The organism is Bacillus salacetis (genome assembly GCF_049177075.1).
Lineage (GTDB): Bacteria > Bacillota > Bacilli > Bacillales > Bacillaceae_B > Rossellomorea > Rossellomorea salacetis_A.
This window is the reverse complement of record NZ_CP185377.1, coordinates 1,831,689-1,856,167: the sequence shown is the minus strand read 5'-3', so window position 1 is coordinate 1,856,167 and position 24,479 is coordinate 1,831,689. Positions and strand designations below refer to the sequence as shown.

The 24,479-nt window shown below is 40.8% G+C and carries 28 protein-coding genes and 1 pseudogene; 10 read left to right on the top strand and 19 right to left on the bottom strand.

Annotation, left to right across the window (positions count from 1 at the left end; genetic code table 11):
* Positions 1 to 214: 214 nt before the first annotated feature.
* Complete coding sequence (locus tag ACOJQI_RS09425) at positions 215 to 481, bottom strand: hypothetical protein (protein ID WP_421384970.1); 267 nt, start codon at positions 479 to 481, stop codon at positions 215 to 217.
* Positions 482 to 680: 199 nt separating this feature from the next.
* Positions 681 to 2,831 (bottom strand): DNA topoisomerase III, encoded by a 2,151-nt coding sequence (locus ACOJQI_RS09420; protein WP_421384969.1) that lies wholly within the window; start codon positions 2,829 to 2,831, stop codon positions 681 to 683.
* Positions 2,832 to 3,117: 286 nt separating this feature from the next.
* On the opposite strand from ACOJQI_RS09420, the gene ACOJQI_RS09415 reads away from it, so the two are divergent.
* Positions 3,118 to 4,863: an ABC transporter ATP-binding protein gene (locus ACOJQI_RS09415; RefSeq protein ID WP_421384968.1), complete on the top strand. Its 1,746-nt coding sequence runs from the start codon at positions 3,118 to 3,120 to the stop codon at positions 4,861 to 4,863.
* A gap of 111 nt (positions 4,864 to 4,974) precedes the next feature.
* On the opposite strand, the gene ACOJQI_RS09410 is transcribed toward ACOJQI_RS09415, so the two are convergent.
* From ACOJQI_RS09410 to ACOJQI_RS09390, 5 genes are all read right to left on the bottom strand, one after another.
* The gene (locus ACOJQI_RS09410) at positions 4,975 to 5,727 is read right to left on the bottom strand and encodes a UDP-galactose-lipid carrier transferase (protein ID WP_421384967.1); all 753 of its coding nucleotides are present in this window, start codon (positions 5,725 to 5,727) and stop codon (positions 4,975 to 4,977) included.
* A 109-nt stretch (positions 5,728 to 5,836) separates the two neighbouring features.
* Positions 5,837 to 6,052, bottom strand: a complete 216-nt coding sequence (locus tag ACOJQI_RS09405; protein ID WP_421384966.1) for a hypothetical protein — start codon at positions 6,050 to 6,052, stop codon at positions 5,837 to 5,839.
* A 133-nt stretch (positions 6,053 to 6,185) separates the two neighbouring features.
* Entirely contained in the window at positions 6,186 to 8,315 is a 2,130-nt protein-coding gene (locus ACOJQI_RS09400; protein WP_421384965.1) for a GDYXXLXY domain-containing protein, read from the bottom strand.
* 240 nt (positions 8,316 to 8,555) lie between these two features.
* On the bottom strand, positions 8,556 to 8,978 hold the full coding sequence (locus ACOJQI_RS09395; protein ID WP_421384964.1) for a DUF4064 domain-containing protein: 423 nt from the start codon (positions 8,976 to 8,978) through the stop codon (positions 8,556 to 8,558).
* Positions 8,979 to 9,053: 75 nt separating this feature from the next.
* Positions 9,054 to 9,446 (bottom strand): thiol-disulfide oxidoreductase DCC family protein, encoded by a 393-nt coding sequence (locus ACOJQI_RS09390; protein WP_421384963.1) that lies wholly within the window; start codon positions 9,444 to 9,446, stop codon positions 9,054 to 9,056.
* 465 nt (positions 9,447 to 9,911) lie between these two features.
* Here ACOJQI_RS09390 and ACOJQI_RS09385 point away from each other — a divergent pair, with 465 nt between their 5' ends.
* The 3 genes from ACOJQI_RS09385 (at position 9,912) to ACOJQI_RS09375 (ending at position 11,967) form a co-directional block, all read left to right on the top strand.
* Entirely contained in the window at positions 9,912 to 10,106 is a 195-nt protein-coding gene (locus tag ACOJQI_RS09385; RefSeq protein WP_421384962.1) for a hypothetical protein, read from the top strand.
* A 236-nt stretch (positions 10,107 to 10,342) separates the two neighbouring features.
* Positions 10,343 to 11,155, top strand: a complete 813-nt coding sequence (locus tag ACOJQI_RS09380) for an alpha/beta fold hydrolase (RefSeq protein WP_421384961.1) — start codon at positions 10,343 to 10,345, stop codon at positions 11,153 to 11,155.
* 152 nt (positions 11,156 to 11,307) lie between these two features.
* Entirely contained in the window at positions 11,308 to 11,967 is a 660-nt protein-coding gene (locus tag ACOJQI_RS09375; protein WP_421384960.1) for a DUF429 domain-containing protein, read from the top strand.
* 47 nt (positions 11,968 to 12,014) lie between these two features.
* Here ACOJQI_RS09375 and ACOJQI_RS09370 read toward each other — a convergent pair whose 3' ends face one another.
* The 4 genes from ACOJQI_RS09370 to ACOJQI_RS09355 all read right to left on the bottom strand — a co-directional run bounded on the left by ACOJQI_RS09370 (position 12,015) and on the right by ACOJQI_RS09355 (position 16,050).
* Positions 12,015 to 12,878 carry an STAS domain-containing protein gene (locus ACOJQI_RS09370; RefSeq protein ID WP_421384959.1) on the bottom strand — a complete coding sequence of 288 codons (864 nt, stop codon included), beginning with the start codon at positions 12,876 to 12,878 and terminating at the stop codon, positions 12,015 to 12,017.
* Positions 12,879 to 12,939: 61 nt separating this feature from the next.
* Positions 12,940 to 14,565: a YndJ family protein gene (locus tag ACOJQI_RS09365; protein ID WP_421384958.1), complete on the bottom strand. Its 1,626-nt coding sequence runs from the start codon at positions 14,563 to 14,565 to the stop codon at positions 12,940 to 12,942.
* Positions 14,555 to 15,172: a DUF4166 domain-containing protein gene (locus ACOJQI_RS09360; RefSeq protein ID WP_421384957.1), complete on the bottom strand. Its 618-nt coding sequence runs from the start codon at positions 15,170 to 15,172 to the stop codon at positions 14,555 to 14,557. The genes ACOJQI_RS09365 and ACOJQI_RS09360 overlap by 11 nt, the downstream gene beginning before the upstream one ends.
* A gap of 2 nt (positions 15,173 to 15,174) precedes the next feature.
* Positions 15,175 to 16,050, bottom strand: coding sequence for a DoxX-like family protein (locus ACOJQI_RS09355; protein WP_421385437.1), 876 nt, complete (start codon positions 16,048 to 16,050; stop codon positions 15,175 to 15,177).
* A gap of 232 nt (positions 16,051 to 16,282) precedes the next feature.
* Between ACOJQI_RS09355 and ACOJQI_RS09350 the strand changes: the two genes are divergently transcribed.
* Positions 16,283 to 16,582 carry a DUF3817 domain-containing protein gene (locus ACOJQI_RS09350; RefSeq protein WP_421384956.1) on the top strand — a complete coding sequence of 100 codons (300 nt, stop codon included), beginning with the start codon at positions 16,283 to 16,285 and terminating at the stop codon, positions 16,580 to 16,582.
* Between the two features lie 243 nt (positions 16,583 to 16,825).
* Here ACOJQI_RS09350 and ACOJQI_RS09345 read toward each other — a convergent pair whose 3' ends face one another.
* From ACOJQI_RS09345 to ACOJQI_RS09335, 3 genes are all read right to left on the bottom strand, one after another.
* Entirely contained in the window at positions 16,826 to 17,305 is a 480-nt protein-coding gene (locus ACOJQI_RS09345; RefSeq protein ID WP_421384955.1) for a site-2 protease family protein, read from the bottom strand.
* A gap of 173 nt (positions 17,306 to 17,478) precedes the next feature.
* The gene (locus tag ACOJQI_RS09340; RefSeq protein WP_421384954.1) at positions 17,479 to 17,757 is read right to left on the bottom strand and encodes a hypothetical protein; all 279 of its coding nucleotides are present in this window, start codon (positions 17,755 to 17,757) and stop codon (positions 17,479 to 17,481) included.
* On the bottom strand, positions 17,754 to 18,740 hold the full coding sequence (locus tag ACOJQI_RS09335) for a Gfo/Idh/MocA family protein (RefSeq protein WP_421384953.1): 987 nt from the start codon (positions 18,738 to 18,740) through the stop codon (positions 17,754 to 17,756). Before ACOJQI_RS09335 ends, ACOJQI_RS09340 begins: the two co-directional genes overlap by 4 nt.
* A 279-nt stretch (positions 18,741 to 19,019) precedes the next feature.
* Here ACOJQI_RS09335 and ACOJQI_RS09330 point away from each other — a divergent pair, with 279 nt between their 5' ends.
* Entirely contained in the window at positions 19,020 to 19,829 is an 810-nt protein-coding gene (locus ACOJQI_RS09330; RefSeq protein ID WP_421384952.1) for a DUF2935 domain-containing protein, read from the top strand.
* Positions 19,830 to 19,920: 91 nt separating this feature from the next.
* Here ACOJQI_RS09330 and ACOJQI_RS09325 read toward each other — a convergent pair whose 3' ends face one another.
* Positions 19,921 to 20,625, bottom strand: a complete 705-nt coding sequence (locus ACOJQI_RS09325) for a class I SAM-dependent methyltransferase (RefSeq protein ID WP_421384951.1) — start codon at positions 20,623 to 20,625, stop codon at positions 19,921 to 19,923.
* 220 nt (positions 20,626 to 20,845) lie between these two features.
* Between ACOJQI_RS09325 and ACOJQI_RS09320 the strand changes: the two genes are divergently transcribed.
* Entirely contained in the window at positions 20,846 to 21,043 is a 198-nt protein-coding gene (locus ACOJQI_RS09320; protein ID WP_421385436.1) for a hypothetical protein, read from the top strand.
* 24 nt (positions 21,044 to 21,067) lie between these two features.
* Positions 21,068 to 21,265 (top strand): spore germination protein, encoded by a 198-nt coding sequence (locus ACOJQI_RS09315; RefSeq protein WP_421384950.1) that lies wholly within the window; start codon positions 21,068 to 21,070, stop codon positions 21,263 to 21,265.
* Between the two features lie 40 nt (positions 21,266 to 21,305).
* Here ACOJQI_RS09315 and ACOJQI_RS09310 read toward each other — a convergent pair whose 3' ends face one another.
* The 3 genes from ACOJQI_RS09310 to ACOJQI_RS09300 form a co-directional block, all read right to left on the bottom strand.
* A complete protein-coding gene (locus ACOJQI_RS09310; protein ID WP_421384949.1) occupies positions 21,306 to 21,956 on the bottom strand; it encodes a CPBP family intramembrane glutamic endopeptidase in 651 nt (216 codons plus the stop codon).
* 170 nt (positions 21,957 to 22,126) lie between these two features.
* Positions 22,127 to 22,246 (bottom strand): 3-methyladenine DNA glycosylase, encoded by a 120-nt coding sequence (locus tag ACOJQI_RS09305; protein WP_421384948.1) that lies wholly within the window; start codon positions 22,244 to 22,246, stop codon positions 22,127 to 22,129.
* A 105-nt stretch (positions 22,247 to 22,351) separates the two neighbouring features.
* A complete protein-coding gene (locus tag ACOJQI_RS09300) occupies positions 22,352 to 22,945 on the bottom strand; it encodes a DNA-3-methyladenine glycosylase (RefSeq protein ID WP_421384947.1) in 594 nt (197 codons plus the stop codon).
* 87 nt (positions 22,946 to 23,032) lie between these two features.
* On the opposite strand from ACOJQI_RS09300, the pseudogene ACOJQI_RS09295 reads away from it, so the two are divergent.
* Both ACOJQI_RS09295 and ACOJQI_RS09290 read left to right on the top strand, forming a co-directional pair.
* Positions 23,033 to 23,158, top strand: a pseudogene (locus ACOJQI_RS09295) (FAD-binding oxidoreductase); the annotation flags it as partial.
* Between the two features lie 203 nt (positions 23,159 to 23,361).
* Positions 23,362 to 23,652 carry a hypothetical protein gene (locus ACOJQI_RS09290; protein WP_421384946.1) on the top strand — a complete coding sequence of 97 codons (291 nt, stop codon included), beginning with the start codon at positions 23,362 to 23,364 and terminating at the stop codon, positions 23,650 to 23,652.
* A gap of 84 nt (positions 23,653 to 23,736) precedes the next feature.
* Here the strand turns inward: ACOJQI_RS09290 and ACOJQI_RS09285 are convergent, their stop codons facing one another.
* On the bottom strand, positions 23,737 to 24,450 hold the full coding sequence (locus ACOJQI_RS09285; protein ID WP_421384945.1) for a Type 1 glutamine amidotransferase-like domain-containing protein: 714 nt from the start codon (positions 24,448 to 24,450) through the stop codon (positions 23,737 to 23,739).
* Positions 24,451 to 24,479 lie beyond the last annotated feature (29 nt).

Below are 24,479 nucleotides of genomic sequence, written 5' to 3'. Positions count from 1 at the left end.
TTCATATGTAATGTAATTTGTAGCTATAGTGCTTATGACAACACATTATCATAGTTTGCATACAAAGTTAATGTTAAAACGGAATGGAGACAATCATTAGTACAAAATACCTTCCAGTTTGAAGATACTGCAGTGCCTTTGATTGAAAGGCGAAGCGGCAAACGAAAAAACACCCTCTCTATTTGATGTAAGAAGGTGTTTTCAACTAACGATATTATACTTCAGCTGTACCAATGAAGTCCTTTAAGAGCTCCTCTGCCTGGATTCTTGCTTCGACATTTTCAGTGCTGATGGGTGTGAATTCCAACTGCCCCGCACGCTCAGTAACTTCAATCATAATTTCATTCGTCACATGGAAAGGAAACAGGGCTCTTGGGAGCTGCTGGGTAACTCTTTCCGGTGAAATTTGTTCATTCTCGTATAATGATAGTGTAATAATTTCATCTGACATATTCTCAATTTGATATAAACCAATATCCATTTAAGTTCACTCCTCTATGAATAATTCTGAATGTGTTGTTAATCTAAAGATACCCGTTATAAAGAAGTTGAAACCGTATTTAAGAGAATATTTTTTTCATATATATAAATCTTGAGAATAGGACTCTTTAAAAATCATTATTAATTCAGTCGGCTTTTTCAAAAAGGCATTAACGTTTTAAAACTATATAAAAATAATATTAATTTTGAAACTCAAAGTCGAGTTTATTATTTTCGCTGTTCCATTTCAGGGCTGCATCAAATGTACGCTCTCCCTTTTTAAATCCTTTTATGACATCTGTTTTTCCATCAGTCAGCAGTTTCTTGGCATTCGTTTGTGAAATTTTCTTTTTCATGATTATTTTTGATAGGGTAAAACTGCATTTAGTTTTATTATAAGCACTGCAGCCATAGAATTCTCCTTTATCAATCACCTTTGCCTTGCAAAAAGGGCAGGATCCGATCGACTTCCCGAGCGATGCACGTGTCCTTGTTCTCTGAATGCTTTCTGTATCAATTCCTTCAAATGTCCAGTCCTTGGAAGTCTCAATGGCATCTTCTATTATTTTTCCGCTTAGTTTTTTTACTTGCTCCATAAATTGCGGTGCAGAAGCCTGGCCCTGTCCAATTTCACGAAGTCTTTGCTCCCACTTTGCGGTCATTTCCGGTGAAGCGAGTATTTTTTCGCCGATCGCTTCTATCAATACTTTCCCTTTATCAGTCGCAAAAACGGCATTCTTTTTCACTTCTATATATTTTCTGTCTTTCAATCCCGCTATTATGTTTGCCCTTGTTGCCTCAGTTCCCAATCCTTCTGTACTGGAAAGGACCCTTTCTAATTCTTCGTCTTCTAAATGCTTGCCTGCTGTCTTCATTAAGGTGATCAGCTGGCCCTCTGTGTATCTCTTTGGAGGCTGGGTTTTTCCCTCTTTTACTTTTACACTTTTAACCTTTCCTTTTTCTCCTGAATGGACTTGCGGAAGCAGCTGTTCATCATCCTTATCATTTTGAAAGATCACTTTCCGCCATCCTTCTTGAATCTGGACTTTTCCCTTGGAAATAAATTCAGCGCGTTCATCCACAAGTGTGACAAGGGTCGTATAATCAAAGATAGATTTTTCATAATGGGCGGCAATTAGCCTGCGGACAACCAAATCATATATTTTCTGCTCATCCGCTTGAAGTTTCTCCGGGTTTTTCACTTGCTCGGTCGGAATGATGGCATAGTGGTCGGTCACTTTCTGTTCATTAACATACCTCTTATTATTCAATACCGACTTTACAGGAAGCGGGAATAAATCCTGGTAGGCAGGGAGACTGCTCAATTTTGTCATGATTTCAGGGAAGGTTTCAGCCTCTCCTTGAGTAACATAATTAGAATCTGATCGAGGGTATGAAACAATCCCTTTTTGATAAAGCTTCTGCAAAGTATCCAGTGTCTTCTGTGGTGAAAATTTATACAGCTTGTTGGCTGTAGCTTGGAGGGAAGATAGATTGAACAGCAGCGGCGGCTGGTACTCTTTTCTCTCGGTAGAGATATCCTTCACTTCTGCCGGCTTACCTTTACAGAAAGCGGCGATTTTCATAGCTGTCTCTTTATCTTTTAATCTTGATTGTTTATCTTTTTCCCATTTTCCCTGGTATACCTTGCCTTCAATATCAAAATCGGCTGTTACTTCCCAGAATGGTTCACTCACAAAGCTTTCAATCTCCTTCTCCCTTTTTACAATTAACGCGAGTGTCGGCGTCTGGACCCGTCCAGCCGAAAATACATCCGACATTCCCTTTTGTTTGAGAAGTATACTGTATATCCTTGAGGCATTCATCCCGATGATCCAGTCAGCACAGGCCCTGGAATAGGCTTCGTAAAATACACTCCTTGTATCGCTTTCGTCCAAGAGTTTGGTGAATCCTTCAGTAATAGCCCTGGGGGTCAGAGATGAAATCCACAGCCTTTTCATAGGCTTTTTAACCCCGGACATATTAATGATGTTGCGGACAATCAGCTCTCCTTCACGACCGGCATCACCCGCGTGGATGATTTCCGTAACGGAGGGCTTCTTTAGCAGTGATTTCACTGCATTGAACTGCTTGAATTTGGAACGGGAAACTTCATATTTAAATCTTTCCGGAATCATGGGGAGCGAATCAATGCTCCATTTTTTCCATTGGCTGTTATATTTTTCAGGAGACTGGAGCTGCAAAAGGTGTCCAATGGCCCAAGTTATGTAGGCTCCCTGAGGAAACAGCTGGTTCGGCAGGACTTCTATGAACCCTTGTCCTTTCTTGTGAGGAAAAGGCTTTGCCAGTGCGGCTCCCTGATCAGGCTTTTCAGCAATAATTATTTTCATTTCCGGCTCCTTTGTTAATAGAAGATTTTTTATTTAAACTATTTTCGATATCTTCTTATGAAGATAATATCCAAACATTTATATTTAGTAGATCTTTCGAAGCGCAGGTGAGAAATATCATACATTGTAGCACATTTCATGCCATTTCATCGAAGGACACCTGAAATTTTATTACCCTGAAATGCGCTGCGAGCAATCAGGATAACAATCTGATAAAGTATAGATGAAAACAGACCTGTTTATAAACGGACATCACATTTGTTTTAAATAGAAAAGAGGAAATTTAATGTCTAAGGAAAAAAATACTTCATCCAACTGGAATCGTTTTATGCGCTTACTTAAGATCGGGCGGCCATCAAAATGGATTTTCACCGGTGCTTTAATTTTGAGTTTATTTGAGACCGGCGCATCGCTCATTGTCCCTCTCTTTACCAAATCTTTAGTGGACCAGATTTCAGGTGCCGGGATTGAAATGAGCTTGATATTCCTCCTGCTCGCTGCCTTCATCGTTCAGGCAGTGGCTGGCGGCTTTTCTCATTATCTCATGACATACATAGGGGAAACGTTTGTTGCAAAGATCAGGGAAGCCCTATGGAATCATGTACTTGAGCTCCCTGTCCCATTCTTTGACTCCCATCAGTCAGGCGAAACGATGAGCCGGATCACACAGGATACCAACACGGTTAAAACTCTTATAACCAATCATCTTGTTACGTTGGTGTCAGGCATCATCACCATATTGGGCTCCATCATTATTCTTTTGACAATTGATTGGACCATGACTGTCATCATGTTTGTTGCCGTTCCCGTTTCGCTGATTATCCTGATGCCGCTGGGTAGGAAAATGCATATCGTCTCCCGGCAGACCCAGGATGAAATGGCAGATTTCAGCGGAAACCTGGGCCGGGTGCTTTCAGAAATCCGGCTGGTTAAGTCGTATAACGGCCAGCCGATTGAAAGGGTAAACGGCAGAAAGGGTATCCAGAACCTTTTTCATTTTGGACTGAAAGAAGCGAAGATTCAAGCCGTTGTATCCCCCTTCATGACCACTATCATGATGGTGGTACTTGTCGTTATCATCGGCTACGGCGGCGCAAGAGTTTCCTCTGGTGCCCTTACTGCCGGTTCCCTGGTTGCCATTATCATTTACATGTTTCAAATTATCGTTCCATTTACACAGCTGGCAACCTTTTTCACCGCCTTCCAAAAGGCCTCAGGCGCGACTGAGCGTATTCAGGACCTGTTGAATGTGAAACCGGAAGAAAGCGTTCCCGCAGCGAAAAGTGATTCTTCGAAAGAAAATTTGATTTTTGAAGATGTGTCGTTTGGATATAACAACAAGAAAAAAATAATCGATTCGTTATCTTTTGAGATTTCCAAGGGACAAACGGCAGCCTTCGTTGGTCCAAGCGGCGGTGGAAAAACGACCATCTTTTCTTTGATTGAAAGGTTTTACCCATTCGACAGCGGGGACATCCGGTTGGGAAGTACTTCGATTAAAAATATTCCCTTACAGGAATGGCGCGGTGGAATCGGGTATGTCTCTCAGGAAAGCCCGATAATGTCCGGCACCATTTACGATAATATTTGCTATGGAATACAAAGGGAAGTTGATGATGAGGAGGTATTTAATGCAGCGAGGCAGGCGAATGCATTTGACTTCATAACAAACCTTTCGGAAGGATTTCAAACTCAAGTCGGGGAACGGGGAGTCAAACTTTCTGGAGGCCAGAGGCAAAGAATTGCCATTGCAAGGGCTCTGCTGCGAAATCCAAAGATCCTGCTCCTGGACGAAGCAACTTCAAATCTCGACAGCGAATCGGAACTTCTTGTCCAGATTGCCCTAAAGAATCTGATGCAGGGAAGGACCACTCTTATTATAGCGCATAGGCTTTCAACCGTGGTAGAAGCAGATACCATTTTTGTGATTGAAAATGGTTCAATATCCGGGAAAGGGACTCATCAGGAACTCCTGCAGACTAATGAATTATACAGTAAATTGGTTCAGCAGCAGCTTGCTTCGGAAAAATAGGGTGGATTTCGGGTCATTGGCCCGGTAACCCCAAATAGCAGCAGCCTCTTAACCTGCACTTAAATAACAAAAAGGGATTTCCTGAATCAAATTTCAGGAAATCCCTTCTTATTATTCTTTTTTCTTGAAATATCGACTGACATCCACATCACGGGCCTCTAATTTTTCCAACAGTGTCCGAGTGATGATTTCTAAGGTTTTTACTCTGGCATATTTTTTGTCTTCCCCTTCAATGATATGCCATGGTGCATTTTCCTTGTCCGTATTGTTGATCATGTCATCAACAGCTTCTTTGTATTGATCCCACTTTTCCCTGTTCCGCCAGTCTTCTTCTGTCAGTTTCCATGATTTCATTGGATCATTCTTTCGATCATTGAACCTTTGAAGCTGCTCATCCTTCGAAATATGAAACCAAAACTTTACAATAATGTAATTCTCGTCAGTGAGGATTTTTTCAAAGTCATTGATTTCGCCGTAAGCCCTTTGCCAAGCTTCCTCTTCTGCAAAACCTTCCACCCTCTCAACAAGGACCCTTCCATACCAGGAGCGGTCAAAGATTCCGATTTTTCCATACTTCGGAATTCGGTTCCAGAACCTTTGAAGATAATGAAACTGTTTTTGTTCATTGGTTGGAGCCGCAATAGCATGAACTTCAAAACCCCTCGGATCGATATTTTGAGTAACCCTTTTTATGGCTCCTCCCTTTCCTGCGGCATCCCAGCCTTCAAAGACAAATATGCAACCTATTTTTTCATCAAGGAGTGCCCTTTGCAAACCAAGGAGCTGAAGCTGGAGCTTCTTCAATCTCATCTTATATTCTTTTTTATCATCAATCTCTTTAGTTAGATCAACAGAATCAAGCATATTCAAGTACCTCCTCCAAACATATATGTAGTTATTTTCTTTTATCCTGAGCCGCCCGGTTTCAAACTAGAAACAGCCCTGTTTTTAACAGGGCCGTCCGTTTAGAGTATTAAATCCAAGACCATCCGCGGCGTTTATCATCTCTTCTATCTTCAACCCCGCCGACATCATCTCTGTCATGTTTCCGTCTTCTGTCCTCTACACCCAGCACATCGTCATTATCGTAGCGGCGTCTTCTCTTATCATTCTCATCCAGGATAATGACTTCGTTCGCACGAATAAGAACTTTGTCAGCATTAATCACACGTCTTCTTTCCTCAGACAAACCATTCCCCTCCTTTTGATCAATCTTTTTCAACAAAAAAGTTGATTTAGATTGGTTTACTATAAGATATGATGGGAACTTAGAAAGGAATGGACACCTATCTCACTGCCGAAATAAATAGGCGCCCTTCAACCTACTCAAGACCGACCAAAAGAGCATTACCCCCATCAGCAACCTTTACGATGGCGTATTCTGCTGTATTTTCCACATTGACCCCTGTTCCTTCTTCGACAAAGAAACTTTCGATACCGAAAATCACTCTTCCGTCTCCCCCGATTACCCCGTTAATGACGATATCTTTGTCTTGTTTTTCATAATCTGTGTTCCATTTTCCCCGCTGTTTATAAATTCCGCTATAGGAATGGATGTCCCCTTCAGGTCTGAGGACAAGCTGGATTTTCTCTCCTGGAAGTCCAGCGTTCATAAAGGATTCATGGTCGGAAATCTTGTAGTTCAACCTTACATAATCCCCCTGCAATAACGATCTCGGATCAATTGGAGCCAGCTCAAGCTTAACGGTCTCCCCTTCTTTTATCAGCGTTTCATTGGCGATTGTTTGATATCCAAGAAAACCAGCCTGCAGCATCATGATCCCAAGCAATGCCTTCCATCTCTTAGAGACTATATTCTCGGAATGAGAAGACCTGTCTTTACCTTTATCCAAAAGGATAGTAAAGGCAAGGAATAAAATCCCCACCCCCATAAATAAGATTGATTTATGAAGCAGATCCCACATTAAATCGTAATACTTATACCCAATAAAGGAGAACCAATATATAAGGATAATGAAGAATTCTTCATTATGATTGTTCTTCCTGAAAAAGATCAAGGCAGCAGTGGCTGCAAGGAAGAAGCTAATATTATAGAAGATGTAAGCGAGCTGTGGGCTTGTGTCAACAACTGTCAGACTAATAAAAAATCCAAAAGCTGCTACAATTGCCGTTTGCCTGACCCCGGGTGTCTGGTTCAGGATATAAAAAGCCCCATTTACAGCAACCATGCAGAGCCCTACCCAATGATAAGCATCGAGAAATTCTGTGAGAAGTGAAAGAAGAGCAAAATTCAGTACAATAAATTGAATCACTTTCAACCCTGTTTCTCTCACTAATTTGATTCCAACCATTGCGATAATAAACAATAAAATCTTAAACAACAGATTATCACTGAAAAGGCTGGTCCCTGAAGCGATACTATACCCCGTCAAGAGGATTACATATTTAAGAACATCCGGCATCTGCACCGAAAGTGGAATCAAAATTCCGGGAAGAATCAATGCGACTAAAGCAAAACAAAAGAGGAAAACTTCTGGAAAGCCCATAAACATCAGGACGGTCAATCCAATAATGGATATCACGGAAAATATCGTCGCTATAATGGTGACACTCACAGTAATGGCTTTTTGAAAAATTACATGCTCTTTCACTACCCGGTTTAAGTATTTGATCGAATTGATTGCAGCAAATACCAAAGCGACTGAAAAAAAGAGCAGGAAAATAAAAAGAGCTTCCCCAGCATAGTAAATGATTAGTTCAAATCCCTTTGAGATTAGATATACCGACAGAGAAACAATGAACCCTGCAGCAAGTCTTCTATTGAAAGCAACTTTTAAAGAAAACCATAAACCTGCTACAGCATTGGCCAGAAAGAGAAAATTCATCAATACGCCAAACGTGGGAAAGCTTTCCGAAAAAGCCATGTAAATCAATAGCAATTGAGTAACTGAGAATGATGTGTATTTAATCAGAGGTAAGTCCCATCTTTTTCTAATAAAAAACCCAAATAAAAGAGCATTGATTCCAATAAGGAGTAAAATCAGGGACAATAACTGGGCTTCAGTCCATTTGATGAAATAACTTGAAGGAAAAACATAGAAGTAGTATGCAAGATGAAAGAGCAAATATCCAAGTAAATAGAAAGGCTTATACTTTGTTACCAAACCCAATAATATAACGGGTATAAGCCATACAGCAAACAACATATAACTGTCGGCATGCGAATTATAAATTTGGCCGAGAAGCCCCGTGGAAATTCCAAAGCTGATGCCTGCACACACGAGGAGCCACTTGCTTAGGAAAGGTTTACTTACCATAATCTTAGACAATAGAAAACTCAAAAGATAAAAAATTATGAGAATCCCTGCACTTAATCCGACTTTCGCCATACGGTCAAACCCTTGCCAATTGGACGCAAAAAAGTAAAAGATACTGGCCAGGACCAAACTGATACCCAATAGGTACCCAAGATTGATTATTCTCCCGTTCATTAAGAAACACCTTCCTCCTCAAAGTAGGAATGAATAGCTTGTGATTGAAAAACCCCATGAAAGATTGTTGTTAAGATTGAACACCGCCCCTTTCTCTGATTATACTATTGTATGTTGGAAATGTATTAAGATATCAGGCGGAAATGACCTTTTTTCTGTACAGCCGTTTTCCTGCCTGAATGTAAAAAGAGCTATGACCGCTGAAGGTTATAGCTCTCTCGGGAGTTACTCATTCAAATATTAAATCATGGAAACGGGTTCTTTTGGTTTTCTTACAAAAGCCATGATTCCCGCAATCAAGAAAAGCAAGCCTGGCAGGAATCCTGCACCAAATGTACCGAGTCCCACTACTAATGCTGCAAGGATAAATAAGATTCCGGCAATTACTGGTTTCCTGTTTCCTTTTATGAGAAGAACCGCCGCCAACCCCAGGATGGAACTGATTAAACCAAGGCCGATCAGGAACGGGCCCATAGTTTCCATAACCTGCAAGATGTAATTCGTGTCTTCAGTTGTGAGGGATGGATCCCTATTTATTTCCTGCTCCATTATTTCCTGCAGTTCTCCCCTGTTTGCATTCAAGATAAATCCCATTACGGCAAATAAAGCACTCAGGATAATTCCTATAACTCCCATTACTATTTCTGCTGTACGTTTTACCATGTCATATCTCCTCCTGCTATTAACTTGTTTCCTCATTACATACGAGGCAATCCTGAAAAAGATTCAGGAATTTGATTATTCAATGAACCTTTTTTTCATGTCAGGCCCCGGGAGCATACAGCTGTCCCTTTTTCCAAACCATTTATATCGGTTCCTGGCTATGTAATCATAGATAGGGTCTCTTAAACCCTTGGGAATCACCATACCCGCATAGAACACCTTCCATGTACCATCAAGGTTCCTCGATACCCTTAAGGCAGCTGTTGATTTCATATATGCTCTCCCTTTTTCAATCAAAATAAAGGAGTCAGTTTGAGGGTCAATCTGATACTTCTCCATTAACGCTTGCCCTTCAGGACTTTGCTGGGATGCAAACTGAAAATAAGCATCCTTGTCCCGTTTAATGACGAATTGGACGATGTTGTTACAGAGATTGCACACACCATCGAACAAAATAATTCCATTCATACTGAAGCTCCCCTTTCCCTTACCTTATATCATACCATGTAAATACGCGGTTCTTTCCACTCTATTCTCGCTATACATGCTCAATAAACCAAGTTTTGTCCCGATTCTTTGAGCGGCTTGCATCATTCTGGGATTTTCGCCTTTTGATGTACCTCGCTCCCCATGCGGCATGCACTTTCATTGAAATTATGCTTAAAGTTATTGATTTTTATAAAATCATCCCATTTCCAAAGCTTTATTCTTATTAAATGCACGAAATATAGGGTCAGCAGCAAATAGAGAAATTGGCTTACCCAAAAAATCGGTGTACATTATAGAGGAAGGTTTGTAGAAGACTTTAGACCCCCTCGTTTTTTCTGACTTGGCTAAGCCAAGTCAGTTTTTTTGTTTAAAATGGTTCATGGAGGCTCACTCTTACATAATTTCCTGCCATCTCTTCCATTATATTAATGGAGGTGATAGTTCATGGAAAAAGATAAAAAGCCGCAGAACCCTGATTTTGACAGCTTGGATGACCGGATGATTGCTTCAATGCCATCGGATCCTTCCCTAGTGATCAAAACCAATCTGGATCCGGAAAATGTCGAGGAAGAAAACCCATACTTCCAAAAAGAAAACCAGAGAGACCCCAAGAAATTCAACGATTATTTCAAAGAATAAATTCTTCAACGCTTCACCGCATTGAGGGACTGTCCCCCGTTACGTTAATTCGTTAAAGGGTGAGGGCGGTCTTTTCTTATGTTTTCCTCCTGTCAATTGGTGATATATTATCTATTATAGGTTATAATTGAAATCGCTTTAATATACTTCTGAGAATAGCTGTTAATGAAATGGATTTTACTCAATCTATTAATCTTCTTAACTGCTTGCATCATTGATTGTGAGGTTGCATATAGATGTTACACTATAAGACCTATATCAAAGACCCCTCTTCTCCGTGGGTGACTTTTATACATGGAGCGGGAGGCAGCTCCAGCATTTGGTTTAAGCAAATGAAAGATTTCAGAAAAGAATTTAATATCTTGTTAATAGATTTAAGAGGTCATGGCAGTTCCAAAGCTACTTGGAAAAAGGGAGACTCCTTTTTGCATGTAGGCGAGGAAGTAATTGATGTTCTTGACCACCTTAAAATCAGCACTTCCCATTTTATCGGTATTTCACTAGGTACCATCGTCGTACAGACCATTGCCAAGAGACATTCCGGGCGGATGGCTTCCATGATTTTAGCGGGAGCTGTCATTCAGTTGAACTTGCGGACCAAATTTCTCCTCGCCATAGGAAATGCGTTTAAATTCATTCTTCCATATATGTGGCTGTACAAGCTGTTTGCCTGGATTATCATGCCCCGCTCCACCCATGTGGAATCAAGGTATACATTCGTCAAACAAGCGAGGAAGATGTGCCAGAAGGAATTTATCCGCTGGTTCGGCCTTACGAAATCAATCAACCCTTATCTAAAAAACTTGCAATTGGATTCCAAGGGAATTCCGACCTTGTTTGTCATGGGTGAAGAAGACCATCTATTTTTAACACCTGTCAAGCAGCTGGTGGAAAAACAAAAAGAGTTAGACCTTCACACCATAAAAGATTCCGGGCATGTCTGCAATATCGATCAGCCCGAAAAGTTCAATTCCATTACTCTTAAGTACCTGCGGGAGCTGAAACCCATTCCCGCAGCTGTGTTGCTGAATCTATCCGTCTTACTTTAAGGCGGATTTTTTTTTTGCCTGAAAACACATCGGCTACTACCCAAAAAAACCTGCTTTATAACACGGAGAATATGGGTAGAGTGTTACCAAATGACGAACAAACAATAAGCTCTTTTGAAGTGCTATGACTATAAATGAAAGCAGGTGTAATTATGATTGTCATCGGAATAGATTTATCAGGTCCTTCCAATCCAAAAGATACTGTCATTTCCATTTTTGAAAAAGTAGATGGGACATTGAAATTAAGGCAGTTGATATCCGGGGCAACTGACGAAGCGATCCTTTCCAGGATTCAAAAAGAAGCGGAAAATCACTCAGTATTCATTGGTATCGATTCACCTTTGTCCTACCAAGATGGGGGCGGGGACAGGAAATCGGATGAAAATCTGAGGTCTTATATCTCAAAGCTTGGGATGAAGCCATCCTCTATCATGTCCCCGACCATGAACAGGATGGCCTATCTCACATTAAGGGGAATCTCCTTGACGAGGTCAATTGAGTCCATGAAAACGATTAAACCGGTGAAGATCGTTGAGGTGCATCCAGGTGCGGTAATGGGGGCACGTATCCCTAATGATTTGCTTCCGGACCTTCTCCGTTACAAAAAAGAAAAGGACTCCTTGATGGCCATCTATCATTTTTTACAATCCACGGATCTGAACACTCTTCCGGAAGAGGTAAAGGAAACCACTCACGCCATAGATTCATGTGCTGCAGCCCTTGGAGCATGGTACTGGGGAGACCCTTACCTGGAGCCTGAATGGTGCTGGAAGGCAGATCCCCCTTTTCATCCTTATGATTTTTGCTGTTAGTCATCCATTCAATAAGAAAACAGGCTGTTCTGCCAACAGCCTGTTTTCTATTTTGCTAATACATTTTCCACATGAAACCCATTCTCTTTCAGCGCCTGCTTTAAACTGCTGTATGAAGGATATTCTTTGAAATCGATTCCCAGGTGTACAGCCGTCATCGCTAATTCAGGGCGGATACCTGAAAGGTAGGCTTCTACTCCAATCAATTTCAGGGTGGAGATCATTTGAAAAATTTGATTGGCGATCATTGTATCAATCGTTCCTACACCAGAAATATCAATGAACAACTTTGTTATATGATACTTTGAACATTGCTGCAAAACGGATTCAGCCAGCCCTTCCGCAATGGTGATATTCAGATTGCCAAGCAAGGGAAATATGGCAACATTCTCAGTGACAGGAATGACAGGGGAAACAATGGATCTAATTAGATTTTCCTGCTTTGATAGAGATTCCTTCATTTTTAAATGATAAAGTTCAGTGAATTTTTCAATGACTGTATCAAAGCCTGAATTCAATTCTTGACTCCATTCCATTACTTTTGAAATCTCTGGTTCATTTTTCTGTATGAACTTTTCTATAAATGTCCAGAGGATTCTGCGAAAGATACTGAACTGCTGAACGACCTCATAAATAGATGTCCCTAATTCGACTCTTTCTTCAGCGATTTTTTCTGCCCACTGATTCCCTTTTTCCGCAAAATTATCTTTGCAGATGAATACATGGGCAATACTTTCAATAAACTCATGATTTTGGTTCCTGAGTTTGCTCTCAACTTCTGCTGAGGTATTCTTAGCATAGATAGAATAACCACCGATTGTATCTCCTCGCGAATCGAGCCAGGCGTCTGTCATCCTGGAAGCATTGTCGATGATATATTCAAAAAGCTGTTGATTTTTAATTTCCGGCATCAGGGCGTTCACCTCTATATAAAGATACTTCCATTTTATAAAGCTTCAAAAATTTTAGCAATTATAAAGATGTTTTCCTGATATGATAAGTAATTTCCAGGAAAGGTACTCCGAAAATCCACATTTGATGATGGGCAGCCAGTGTACTTTCAGATGTTTCATTCAATAGAAAGCTTTCCGTCAAGGGCAATCTAATGTGAATGCTGCAGAAGGATATATAAATTCCTTCATCTCCACACTTGCTGCTCCTCAACCTGCTTGTCAAAAGCAGTCCATTGCCGCGGTTTCGGGCTTTTAATATTCCCGTCATTGAAGAAAAAGGCAATGGCAGAGCAATGTTCATATAGGTTTCTCCCATGGACCGATGGTGAGAATACAGTGCCAGGAAGACAGGTTCCCCTTTTTCATTCGTCCTTCTCCAAGCCCTGACTTCCGGCCTTCCGTCAGATAGAGCTTTCACTCCAATGAGATCCCCATACATCGATTCTTCTTTCCCCCCTCTTCCCAAATGAATCTGCCCTGTTCGCCTGCTGATCCATTCATAAACTGCTGCCAGTGGATAAAACCACTTTTTCCATTTAATAACCGCTTTTAACTGATAGTCATTCGTATTTTCATAGAAATCTGCAATAAGAGGATGAAGTTCACTTGGAACAAAATGTTCAGATTTGTATACACTCATCCTGTCTGTCAGCCCTTGATATTTCTTTTCACTTAAAAGTCCGTTATTGGAGAGGAAGTTAAATCCAATCACCTCCCCCCCTCTTATCAAACTGAAGGGCTTGCCAAGATGATTATAAGGCGGGGTTGGCCTTTCTATATTCCAGCCAATCAATCCTAACAGTGTTACACCTATTGCATTCGTCAAACCATGGATATAAATCATTTCAGAGATTGTCAGAGTACTGAAAGGTGTCACCGCTCCAAATGAATAAACAAGGGAGAAGCTGATGGTAGATATTAAGATAACCGATGATAAAATGACTGGAATTTTACCAGCATAGGATTTCCATTTGTATTTAAAGACCAAGAAAGCATACAAATAAATCGCCACTGTATAAATAAGAACTGAGGTGAACTCCAAAAAATCTGAATAGGTTATTCCCAATGCGATGGTCATAGGCGAGGCTATAACGATTACCGCTATCGAATTATGCAGCGTTTGGAAGCTGGTGGTCCTTCTTTTCAGCATTCCTGTAAACAATGGGATGGCGAAAGCAGAATAATGAAAATGGATGGCTGTCAGCAAAACGATCAGTCCTGAAAAGCCCAAAACATCAAACTTCATTCCATAAGCGAGCAGCCAAAGGCTCCCCAAGGGCAGATACAAAAAGGCTGTATCTATTGCAGTCTCTTCAATAATCTGGACACCGCGTTCCAAAACCCTTAAAACGGCGGCCGCTGCCAGTAACAGTGTGAAAAGAACCCAAATCAGATATAACCCTTCGATATCCAAAAGAAATGCCGCAGCTACAGATAGGGGGGCAATAAAATAAAGCCTGCGAATCAATACCATCGTCGGCTGCCGCTTACCATTTCTGTCTACATCGTTGATCAAAGGGAAACAAAGAGGAATCAGTACCCCGACTGCAAACAGAAGAAGAGCTTCCACTAAAAAGAAAGAATCTTTTTCACTCAAAAGAAACAGCAGGAGGCTGAGTATACCCGCTGTAAGGTTAATCATCATTTATCTCACTTCTTTCTCGGAAAGTACCTTCATAAAAAAACAACTGTCCCAAAAGGGGGTTCTTCACACTTACTTCGATTCGGAACAGAGATTGTTCCTCATCATACGACTCCTTGATGGAAGCAGTGCCATAAAGGAACCTTGGAAGCGGCACTCGGAATACCCCCACTCTCAGCCACTGCTTCCTGGACGAAATGTGCATACAACCGTGGGAATCAGCTCCAAAATCCAAAGATGATACCAGGACTGCGGGCTCACCAAAATAATCGATTACTTCCCCATTTTCCAAGAACATGATGGCATTGAATTTCCTCAGTTTCTTTCTGATATAAAAGGAACGATTCCATTCAACGATTTCCTTCCCGCCCCGTTCTCTCACAAGGTTCTCAATCTTAAACGGTACATCATTACCTCTCTCCGGAAAAAATAAGTTGAATTTAGTACCGATATGAAAAAGTGGTTTCAGAAAACGATGTCCTCCTGAAATCTCCTTCATTATCCCTTCACCAATGAATCTCTTACCTTCAATGAGGCGGTACCTTTCCTGCAGTAAGGGATGAAGCTTCTGAAAATCAGTGCCCATCGCTTTTTCATAAATGGATTGCATAATCATCGCTCCTTCCTGCTCCTTTTACAATGCTTTGCAGAGGGAAGACAGCTGCTGTTCAAAAAACCTGCTATTGAAAGTCCTATTAAAGTCAAATTGAATGTAAGAGGATTGAAAGGATGAAAGGCGGATTCAGGATTGGCTGACACTGCCGAAACGGTCAATCCTACTAGAATGACTCCATGAACAGCAAAGAGCCGCTTTTTAGAAAAGGGTAGAATCCAGACAAATGCAAACGCCATTTCAAGAAGGCCGATTATTTTTAAAAGCAAGACGGCATCCAGCCCATCCCCTATAAGGGCTGTCAGCATCGATATCTCCTCTGGATGATTGAATATCAGTTTAGGTACCAGTCCCTGATAGAGCCATACGACAAAAAATACTAGACTGATCAACCAGTATGTAACTGTTTTCTTTATGACCAGCTGCGGATGATGCCCTTTTTCAAGCCATAATTTCAACAGGTCAAAACTCCAGGCCGTAGCCCAGCCGATCAGAGGCCGGAACAGGTATGAATCTGCAAAAGCCCCTGCCTTTCCAAAATTGGTATCATAGTCATACTGTGTCTCAAAACTGATTTCCTTCCCTGCAGGTGTATATTTCCAATATCCTCTTCCTTCTTTAATTAAAGAAAGGGGGTGTTTCGTCCAAAACTTTAATGATGACACTCTTTCACCTGTTCTTTTATGAATTTCTCCTGCTGTTTCACCTGTCCCTGAAATGGACAATCCAAATCCTATGTTCGTTTTATAACGAAAACGCTGTGGTTCTCCTTCCTCGCGGGGAAGGTAGGTGATTTCTGTAAACCGTAAATCCCATTCACTATGCAGGTCGGGATTTTGGGTATGCTCCCACAGTTTTTCCATTTCACAATCCATTGAATGTTTTACAAAGATTGGTTTAGCCAAATTAGTTCCTCCTGCAGATATGTAATCTATCAAAATTTTAACATATAATAAGGTTCTTCATGCCCTAACCCGGTTAATTATGAGAGAAAATCCCGCTTTCCTCCTAAGGTGAAATTTTGTTGAAATCATTGGAATTCAAATGTATTCTTTCAGCATCTATACTATAATGAACAGATAGAATAAGATTATTGGAGGAAATTTTATGTGGAAAACAGATATAGGCAGATTCAGGCTGATGGGTTTCATTGAAGGGGCTTCTCTTCTAATCTTGTTATTTATCGCCATGCCGCTTAAATATATGGCTGGGATTCCAGAAGCAGTGTCGGTTGTGGGAGCGCTACATGGGTTCTTTTTCATCGTGTATTTATTGGTCATTGCTTACACAACAATCAAGGTCCGCTGGGCTTTCAAATGGATCTTTGGTTCTGTCCTTGTAGCATTCGTTCCTTTTGGCAATATGGTTCTAGACAGCAGGTTGAAAAAAAGTAATTTCTCTTCATAGGTCATAAGGCAACTCACAAATTAATCACTTTAAAGCCCCTTTCGTGTGAACGAAAGGGGCTTTAAAGATTAATAGAATAATATTCAGTATGATCTTGCACTTCGCTTTTTATCTCTATACTTTTTATAAATTGGGTATACGATTGGTCCCCATTTTATCAAGGTCTTAACGATTTTTTTCATGCCGTTTCCTCCTCAATAGATTTCTTATCATTCAATTCCCTGTAGTAGAAAATCTAAACTATCAGTCCAATGGGTCAGCTTTTTTTCCGTATTTAAGGACTTCATAGACAGCAAGTCCGTCACTCGGGTGTCCTTCCCCCGTTTTAAACGGAAATAAAGAGAAAAAGATAAAGTATACTGAAAAATAGACAAACTGATAGAAGAATATATGAGCTTGTAATACTCCCTGGTAAATCAGATAGTTGATCAGCAGGATAACCACCAGATTGGATAAACTGCCTGAAAGATAAATCAGTATATGAACCCATTTACGGTCCAGTTTCAGTTTGTCATATTGACACCATCCGTCCATGAAGTACAGTCTCTTCACTTCCATCGGCCCTATTGTAAAAAGTGTCTTGCCGGTCCCGAGTGTAAAGTTGGTTTTGGCACCGAAAATTCGCGCAGCCGCCACATGGCCCGCTTCATGTATCAAAGTGACTAAAGGCAGCGTCAGGAAAAAGGCAAGAAAGAAGATCCACATATCATTAAGTGTAAACAAATCCAAAACCCCCGATTTCTTTGTTTGATCTGTGTATTTCCAAAATCGGATTAAAATAAGCTTGTTTATCGGGATTTTAACAGACTCGTAACCCCTTCTTCACAGATGTATTAAATCAGCCAGATATTGGAGTAAAAAAAAGAGCCCTATAAAGGACTCCTGAAATCAGCAGGCTATTTCAATCCCTTATAGGCTTGAATGAAAAGGCCGGGATCTTCTTTAACATAGAAACTAAAAACACCTTGATGCGTATGCAAATATAAAAATCCTTTTTCTTGGTTCAGCGGTTTGTAAGACACGTCGAAAACATTTTCCATAAGGAAAGATTTCGTTGAACAAGTGATGCTCTCTTCAAACAGCTGTAATTCATGCTCAGTTTCATCTGCCGATTGAACATTATGCTCAATTTTCCTGGTGACTATATAATAAGGGTGGCTGGTAATCAAATTCATCGATTATCACTTGGAAATTTAATGCCAATCTGCCTCCGTGCTTCTTCGAGGATAGACATAGTATCTGTGGAAAGCTGGAAAGTCTGCATTGCAGATTCTGTTTCTCCTCTTTTAATGAGGCCGACAAACTCGCAAATTTCATAATACATGGCATTTCCTTCCTGCTCCATACTTATATCCTGGCTTGTCCCATCTCTGTATTGGATTTCAACTTTCTTCGGGTCCGATATACTGTCAATGATGATACTTCCATCTTCTCCCTGAATTTCGGAAGGCATGGTTGAATTGGTGATTTTAGAATACATAGCTACCGCTTCCATATCTTCATATTTAAAGACAATGGTCCCTTCACCATCGGCCCCTGAACTCAAAAGCATACCTTGTGCAAAAATACTTTGAGGCGTCCCGAATAACGTTAGAACAGGAACAATACAGTAGATCCCTATATCCATCAATGATCCATTGCCTAATTCAGGCTTAAACGCATTAAGAACTGTCCCGCTTCTATAAGAATCATAACGGGAAGAATACTGATTTTTCACTGATACAAATCTTCTGACTTTCCCAATTTTGGATAGATTTTCTTTGATGGATTGGAAACTGGGAACAAATGTCGTTTTCAAAGCCTCCATCAAAAGTACATTGTTTTCTTTTGATGCCTGCACCATCGACTTCCATTCTTCGTTATTGGTAGCAGCGGGTTTTTCACAAAGGACATGCTTTCCCTTGTTCATAAATATGATGGAATGCTGCGAGTGAAGAATGTTAGGGCTCGCTATGTAAATGGCATCAAGTGTATCACTTTCTGCCATTTCATCAAGATCGGTAAAGATATGTTCCACCTCATATTTTTCAGCGAATTCCTTAGCTCTCTCTTCCGTCCTTGAATAAACAGCCGTCAATTGAAAATCTTCAACTTTTGCTGCCGCATCCAGGAATCTATCTGTAATCCAATTGGTTCCAATAACTCCAAAACGAATCATATTATGCCCCTTTCTATTATTTGCTTAATTAGTTGCTAAACACACTCTATCACTTTTTGCTGACAGGGTGAAATTATACACATTGCTGTCATTCAAGACTAACTTTTTATAATTTTTGCTGAATTCCCTTCATATATTAAACCGATATGAATCAGACAGGTTAATGTGACGATGTGACATTCTATCCTGCACCGAAGATTTTCAAAAACCTTTTCCCGCCGCAAAGTCCTTACAGAATTGAACAAGAGGTGAAGAAAACATAAAGGAGTGTCATTCAAAATGAGAAATGATTATGAAGATAAGGCCCTTTACGAGCATCGCTTCTGGCTACAGATACTTGGGGATCATGCCAGATTTATTAGGGATTCCCTTTCCCCTGTTGAAAAAGAGGAGGTTGAAAAAGCCGAACAATTCATAAATGTCATGGATCAGCTCTTGGAGATGGCCAGACAGCCTCTCACAGGGCAAAAGCTTGAAGACTTGACTGGGATGGCGGCCAAACAAGCGGAAAAGCTTAGGACTTTCAAGCTCTCACTTATTAGAAAAAAACTGACAGGAAGAGTTGTCCTTGGGCTTGGTGAAACGTTTATCAATCATATGGTTAACGAATTAGAGGAATATTTGAAAATACTGGATCACCTTTTAAAGAATGAAGGGGTCCCGGAGTTTCACCCCGTTCATCATCATCTTCTATGGCTTGCGGATGCAGCAGGTCATGCAGGAGCCATCAATGATGAATTGGATTTGAGTGAGAAAAAGTTAAGACAAAAAGGTTCCGCTTTCCAAAAAGATTTTGAGGCATTTTATTTAAAGGCTATCGAAATGGCAGGATATCTGAGGACTGGATTATTGGAGTTTCCGGCCTTGTCTAAGTTCAATGAAGATGTGGAGCTGGAGATGAAAATATTTAAAAGCTTCCTTGCCGAATTGGAAGAGTGGGAAATGAATGATAAGCTTCTTGGTACATTTTCAGCGTTGATGGCCGACCATATGGCCCGTGAAGAATGTTACTACCTTATTAAATTATATGAATCAGCCGGAACCCGGCTCCCTGACTGTGACCCGACAGCTCCCCGTGTAAAAGCATAAACACTTTAACACTCTAAAGCGCCGGGGGACAGTCCCCTGTTACTTTAAAGTGGTAAAGTGACACTTGAGAAGCCCAAGGTTTCTTGGGCTTTCACTTCTGGCATTTGATGATTCTCACCCCTAACAGGTCCTTATATTTCTTCAGGTATTCTTCATGGCGGTCGAGCATTTCATGGATTTCCTCAGGTATTTCCTCCGAAAGATCGAATTCAATGACTGGTTCCGGAGATAAAAGCGGAAAGTCAGGTTTCTCAATCTCAACTGTTTTAAATCCTGATTCCACTGCGCATCTACGCCACTCATCTTCATTAAGTATATCCCTGACACCATAAAATCCGCTCAAATCATTCCTATCATCATCTTCCAGTTCAATTTCCGCCGTCATCTCTACTGCAAGCAAAAGCCCTCCAGGTTTCAGAGTTCTCATTACTTCTGAAAGAACTTTCTTTCGGTCAACAAAGGCTAATACGGATTCACTGGTAATCAGGTCAAATTCACCGTCCCTAAAAGGCATCCTTTCAGCGCTGCCTTTGATTAGTTCAATATCCGCTCCTGCAGCAAGAACCCGTTTCTTTGCTTTTTGGATCATTATCGGATGAATTTCCAAACCTGCAACCCTGCATTCAAACATCTCTTTCAAGAAAACAGCTGTTTGAGCAGTCCCGCAGCCAATATCCAAAATCGCCATATCTTCCGTTATTTCCTCTCTATACATCAGTTCCTTCGTCAATAATATACCGCCTGGATGTGCCCCCCCTACTCCATACAATGCTAAAAAATCCATATAACTGCCCACTCTTCTATCCCCTTTCGCCCGCCGCAAATTCTCTAATATTGGGTGGAGAATTGTCTGTCATTAAACTAATTTACTAATTATCTAATGAAACATAGATGAAATAGGTGAATGTACAAGCAACATGTCCATGAAAATAATAAGTTAACAGTATACCAAATCATTTTGAAAGGAGAGTTCTAACTTGAATTACTATCATTTATGCTGCCGTTATCACGGAAAAATGGTACGAATCAATGACCGATTTGGCAGAACACATGTTGGCGAGATCACCAGGGTGACAAGAGATAAAGTATTCATCCGACCTGTAAGACCTGGCAGGGGCTATGGCTACTTGGGCTGGGGTTGGGGTTGGGGCGTTGGGTATGGAATTGCCCTCGGCGCCATTACTGGAATTGCCCTGGCTGCCTTCCTATGGTAGATTCCTCAGAAGGAGAAGAATGAGATGTCTTGCTATATAAAGAACGTATTTATCCATCAAATCAGCGGCGGAGAAGTGACTTTCGGGGCACCCTTCAACCAGTCACCGGTTTCCAGTACTAAGAGCATGACGGGATCCGGTTCCGGGAATACTGGACCATTCCAGATTACGACCAATGGGGTTTCCTTCACTTCTAGTATCCCGCAGAATTCAAATTTGTGAACATTAAAAAACAAGCTTGAACCCAAGCTTGTTTTTTTGTTCACCATACATGAATGTAAACGAGATAAACCATCATGATCCCCGCGTCTGCTAACACATGGCTGATTACCGGTCCAGCCAGCGATCCTGTCTTATGTCTAAAAGCCCCCCAGATAAGGCCGGCCAAAAAGACCGGAATCACAGCTACTACATTGAAGGGCCAATTAAACAACTCAATCAAGGAAAGTATATGATATAAGCTGTAAAATAAGGACGCTGTAAAAATTGATTTGCCTGGAGACATTGATAATTTTAATTCTTCATACATGAAATTTCTCCAATAATTCTCTTCCAGATAAGGATTCAAAAAAATGAGAACGGCAATCAACAGCCAAAGCATCCCTCCATCGAAGTTCCATTTCTCTAATAAGGAGCGAATAACTTCCAGATCAAACAAAAACGAAAACAGATAGGAAACCAATGAAAAAATGATTGCCATGAAAACGAGTCCGCTTGATGCCCCCCATATGATTGAACGTTTAGTAATGCTTATTTTCCATTTAGATGGATTTTTATTGACCAACCTTAAAAATAAAGGCACAAGCAGCAGCCAGCCATAGAATAACCCAAAGGTCAGGGGAACATTTTCAAATAGTGTCAACCCAATAAAAATCATAATGGTTGGCCCCATCAGCAGTAAGAATTTTCTCAAAGTGAAGCTCACCAACTTCCCTGAACATCTATATTGGTCAAATATAGTGATTTTGCTATTAATTGTATCATTTCAGCCATCGAAACTGGACAATTTAATTCCATAAAAAAGGATAGAACCTGGAGCGGCCCCATCCTTTGTGATCTTTGATTGAATTCTTTCATTGTTCATTAATCTTCCGGATGTTTTGGTTTCTCCGGATCTTTCTGTGGATCGATTTCCTGATTATGTTCCTTTTTTTCTTCTTGTTCTAAAGAGAGGTTGTCTTTTTCTTCTTGTTCTTTGCTCATTATGATTCCTCCTTTAAAATTACATTCAATATGTTATTTCCCTGATTCCTTTTTCCTCAAACCCCCACAAATCGTAGAGCATTTTGGCGGTTTTTTGAGAACTTTTCACCTCGAAACAAATCCATTGCCTTTTATCCAAAATCGATAAGGATAGTCTCGCGCTTCACCGGAGTTTCCTATTCCAATACGCGTCCCGGTTACAATTTCCTTCGGCTGCTTACCTTCTGCGATGAAAAGCGGAGGTTCGAAAAAGCAGCCTCCATAGTCTTCCTTATTGATTCCCATAGCCTTCGTCAATTTACCGGGACCATTCGTGAGTTCTTTCCCCTGCTTGGGCCTTCTGTCCATCATCAGTTCCGTCCCATCTTTTGGTTCAACGGCCCTAATCAAAATGGCTTCCGGTTTTCCTGGCGGCCCGCTTACTACATTGACCAGGCAATGTGTATGCATGACATACGTATAGACCCTCCCAGCTTCAGCATACATAATTTCCGTCCGATTCGTCCTTCTATTATTATAACTGTGTGCAGCGCGGTCTTCCGGGCCCATATATGCTTCTGTTTCTACAATGAATCCCGATGTCATTCCTTCACTTGTTTCTTTGACAAGCAAACATCCCAAAAGTTCCTTTGCCAATTGAAGTGTCGGCAACTCATAAAATTCTTTGGGCAAAATATTGAACGAATAATATTCCTTCATCTTTTTGAAACAACTCCTCTCCAGTGCATGAAACCAATTCTATTGTGAAAAATAAAAAAAACCTTTTGGCATTAGGATGTGTTAAAGATGAATCTGCAACCGGGAAAACTATATTGGCCGACAACCTTTTTGGATGCTCCATCCTATCCAATACTCGATGAGGATATTACATGCGATGTCTTGATTATCGGAGGCGGAAGTTCTGGTGCACAATGCACTATATCTACATGCGTACCACTGCTGACAACAGGATAATCATCGGCGGCTGGACGAAAATACAGATATTACTGACGAAAGAAACGCAGTATTACAATATGCTGCTTGCCAAGATCATCCGGGATAATAATAATGAATGGAAACGACCAGGATGAGGAACCTTTATCTTACAACATAATTAAGTTACTGGAGGTCACTTCATGGATATAAACATAGAGCAACTCGCAAAAGAAATGCCTGAATTCAGAAGCCATCAGGAAGCAAGTGAATGGTTTGGAGACAAGTTCCAGGGACAGTTTGTTTTCAAAGGAAAGGATATGATAGACGATGTGCCTGCTTATTTTTACCATATTGTAAAAGATGTAAACAGTTATAACCGGTACATGAATGCCCTTTCAGAAGAGGACAGTACAATAGACTCCATGAGTACATTCTATAGTTACACCACCGTCGTCATTTCAGAAGACGGCGATGTGGAAATCTCTTTATGATAATTCGCATACAAATCTTTAATAAGCGGTTGTATAACTGCAAGTCCTGGCACTTCTAAACAAGATAAAAAGGAAGCTGTTTTTTCAGCTTCCTGTAATTTCTCCCCCAAGATAGGTCGTCTTCAGTTTCCTTTCTACTGCCTTTCCATCCAGTGTTTCAACATAAAAGGCACTTGCATGAGGCCTCGAACTCACAATCTTTTCAAGATTACCATCAATAAAATGCAATCCAGCCCCATCATCGACAGCATATCCTGCCTTCAACTTTGATTCTGCTATGAATCCCGTATAGGAAGGTCGCCTTTCTAATTCCCCATCGTAGTGAGGACAGTGACTTCCCTTTAAAAATCCTAAAGCTTTTAAAGGTTCCAGACCATCACCATAAGAATCAGTGACCCCTTCTTCGAACCAGCAGATGGAGCCGGCGCTTAATCCGCAAAGCAGAACCCCCTCAGACATTGCTTTATGGAGAATCTGATCAACTCCCCACTCTTTCCACAAGATCAGTAAGTTTTTTGTATTTCCGCCCCCCACATAAATGATATCCTGATTTAATAAAAAGCTTTCAATGTCCCTTGTATGAGGCTTAAACAGTGATAAGTGTGAGGGGGTGCATTTCTGTTTTCTAAAGAATTGATAGAAACGATCGATATATCCCTCTGAATCTCCGCTTGCCGTAGCAAGAAAACAAACCTTCGGATCGGCTGTACGTGCCTGCTTCAAAATATATGTATCCAGAAGGTCGTTTTCGGGTTCCATAGAAAACCCGCCCCCTCCCAGCGCGATAATTTGTTTCATAATTTCCCCCCAGCGATAGATATTTTCAG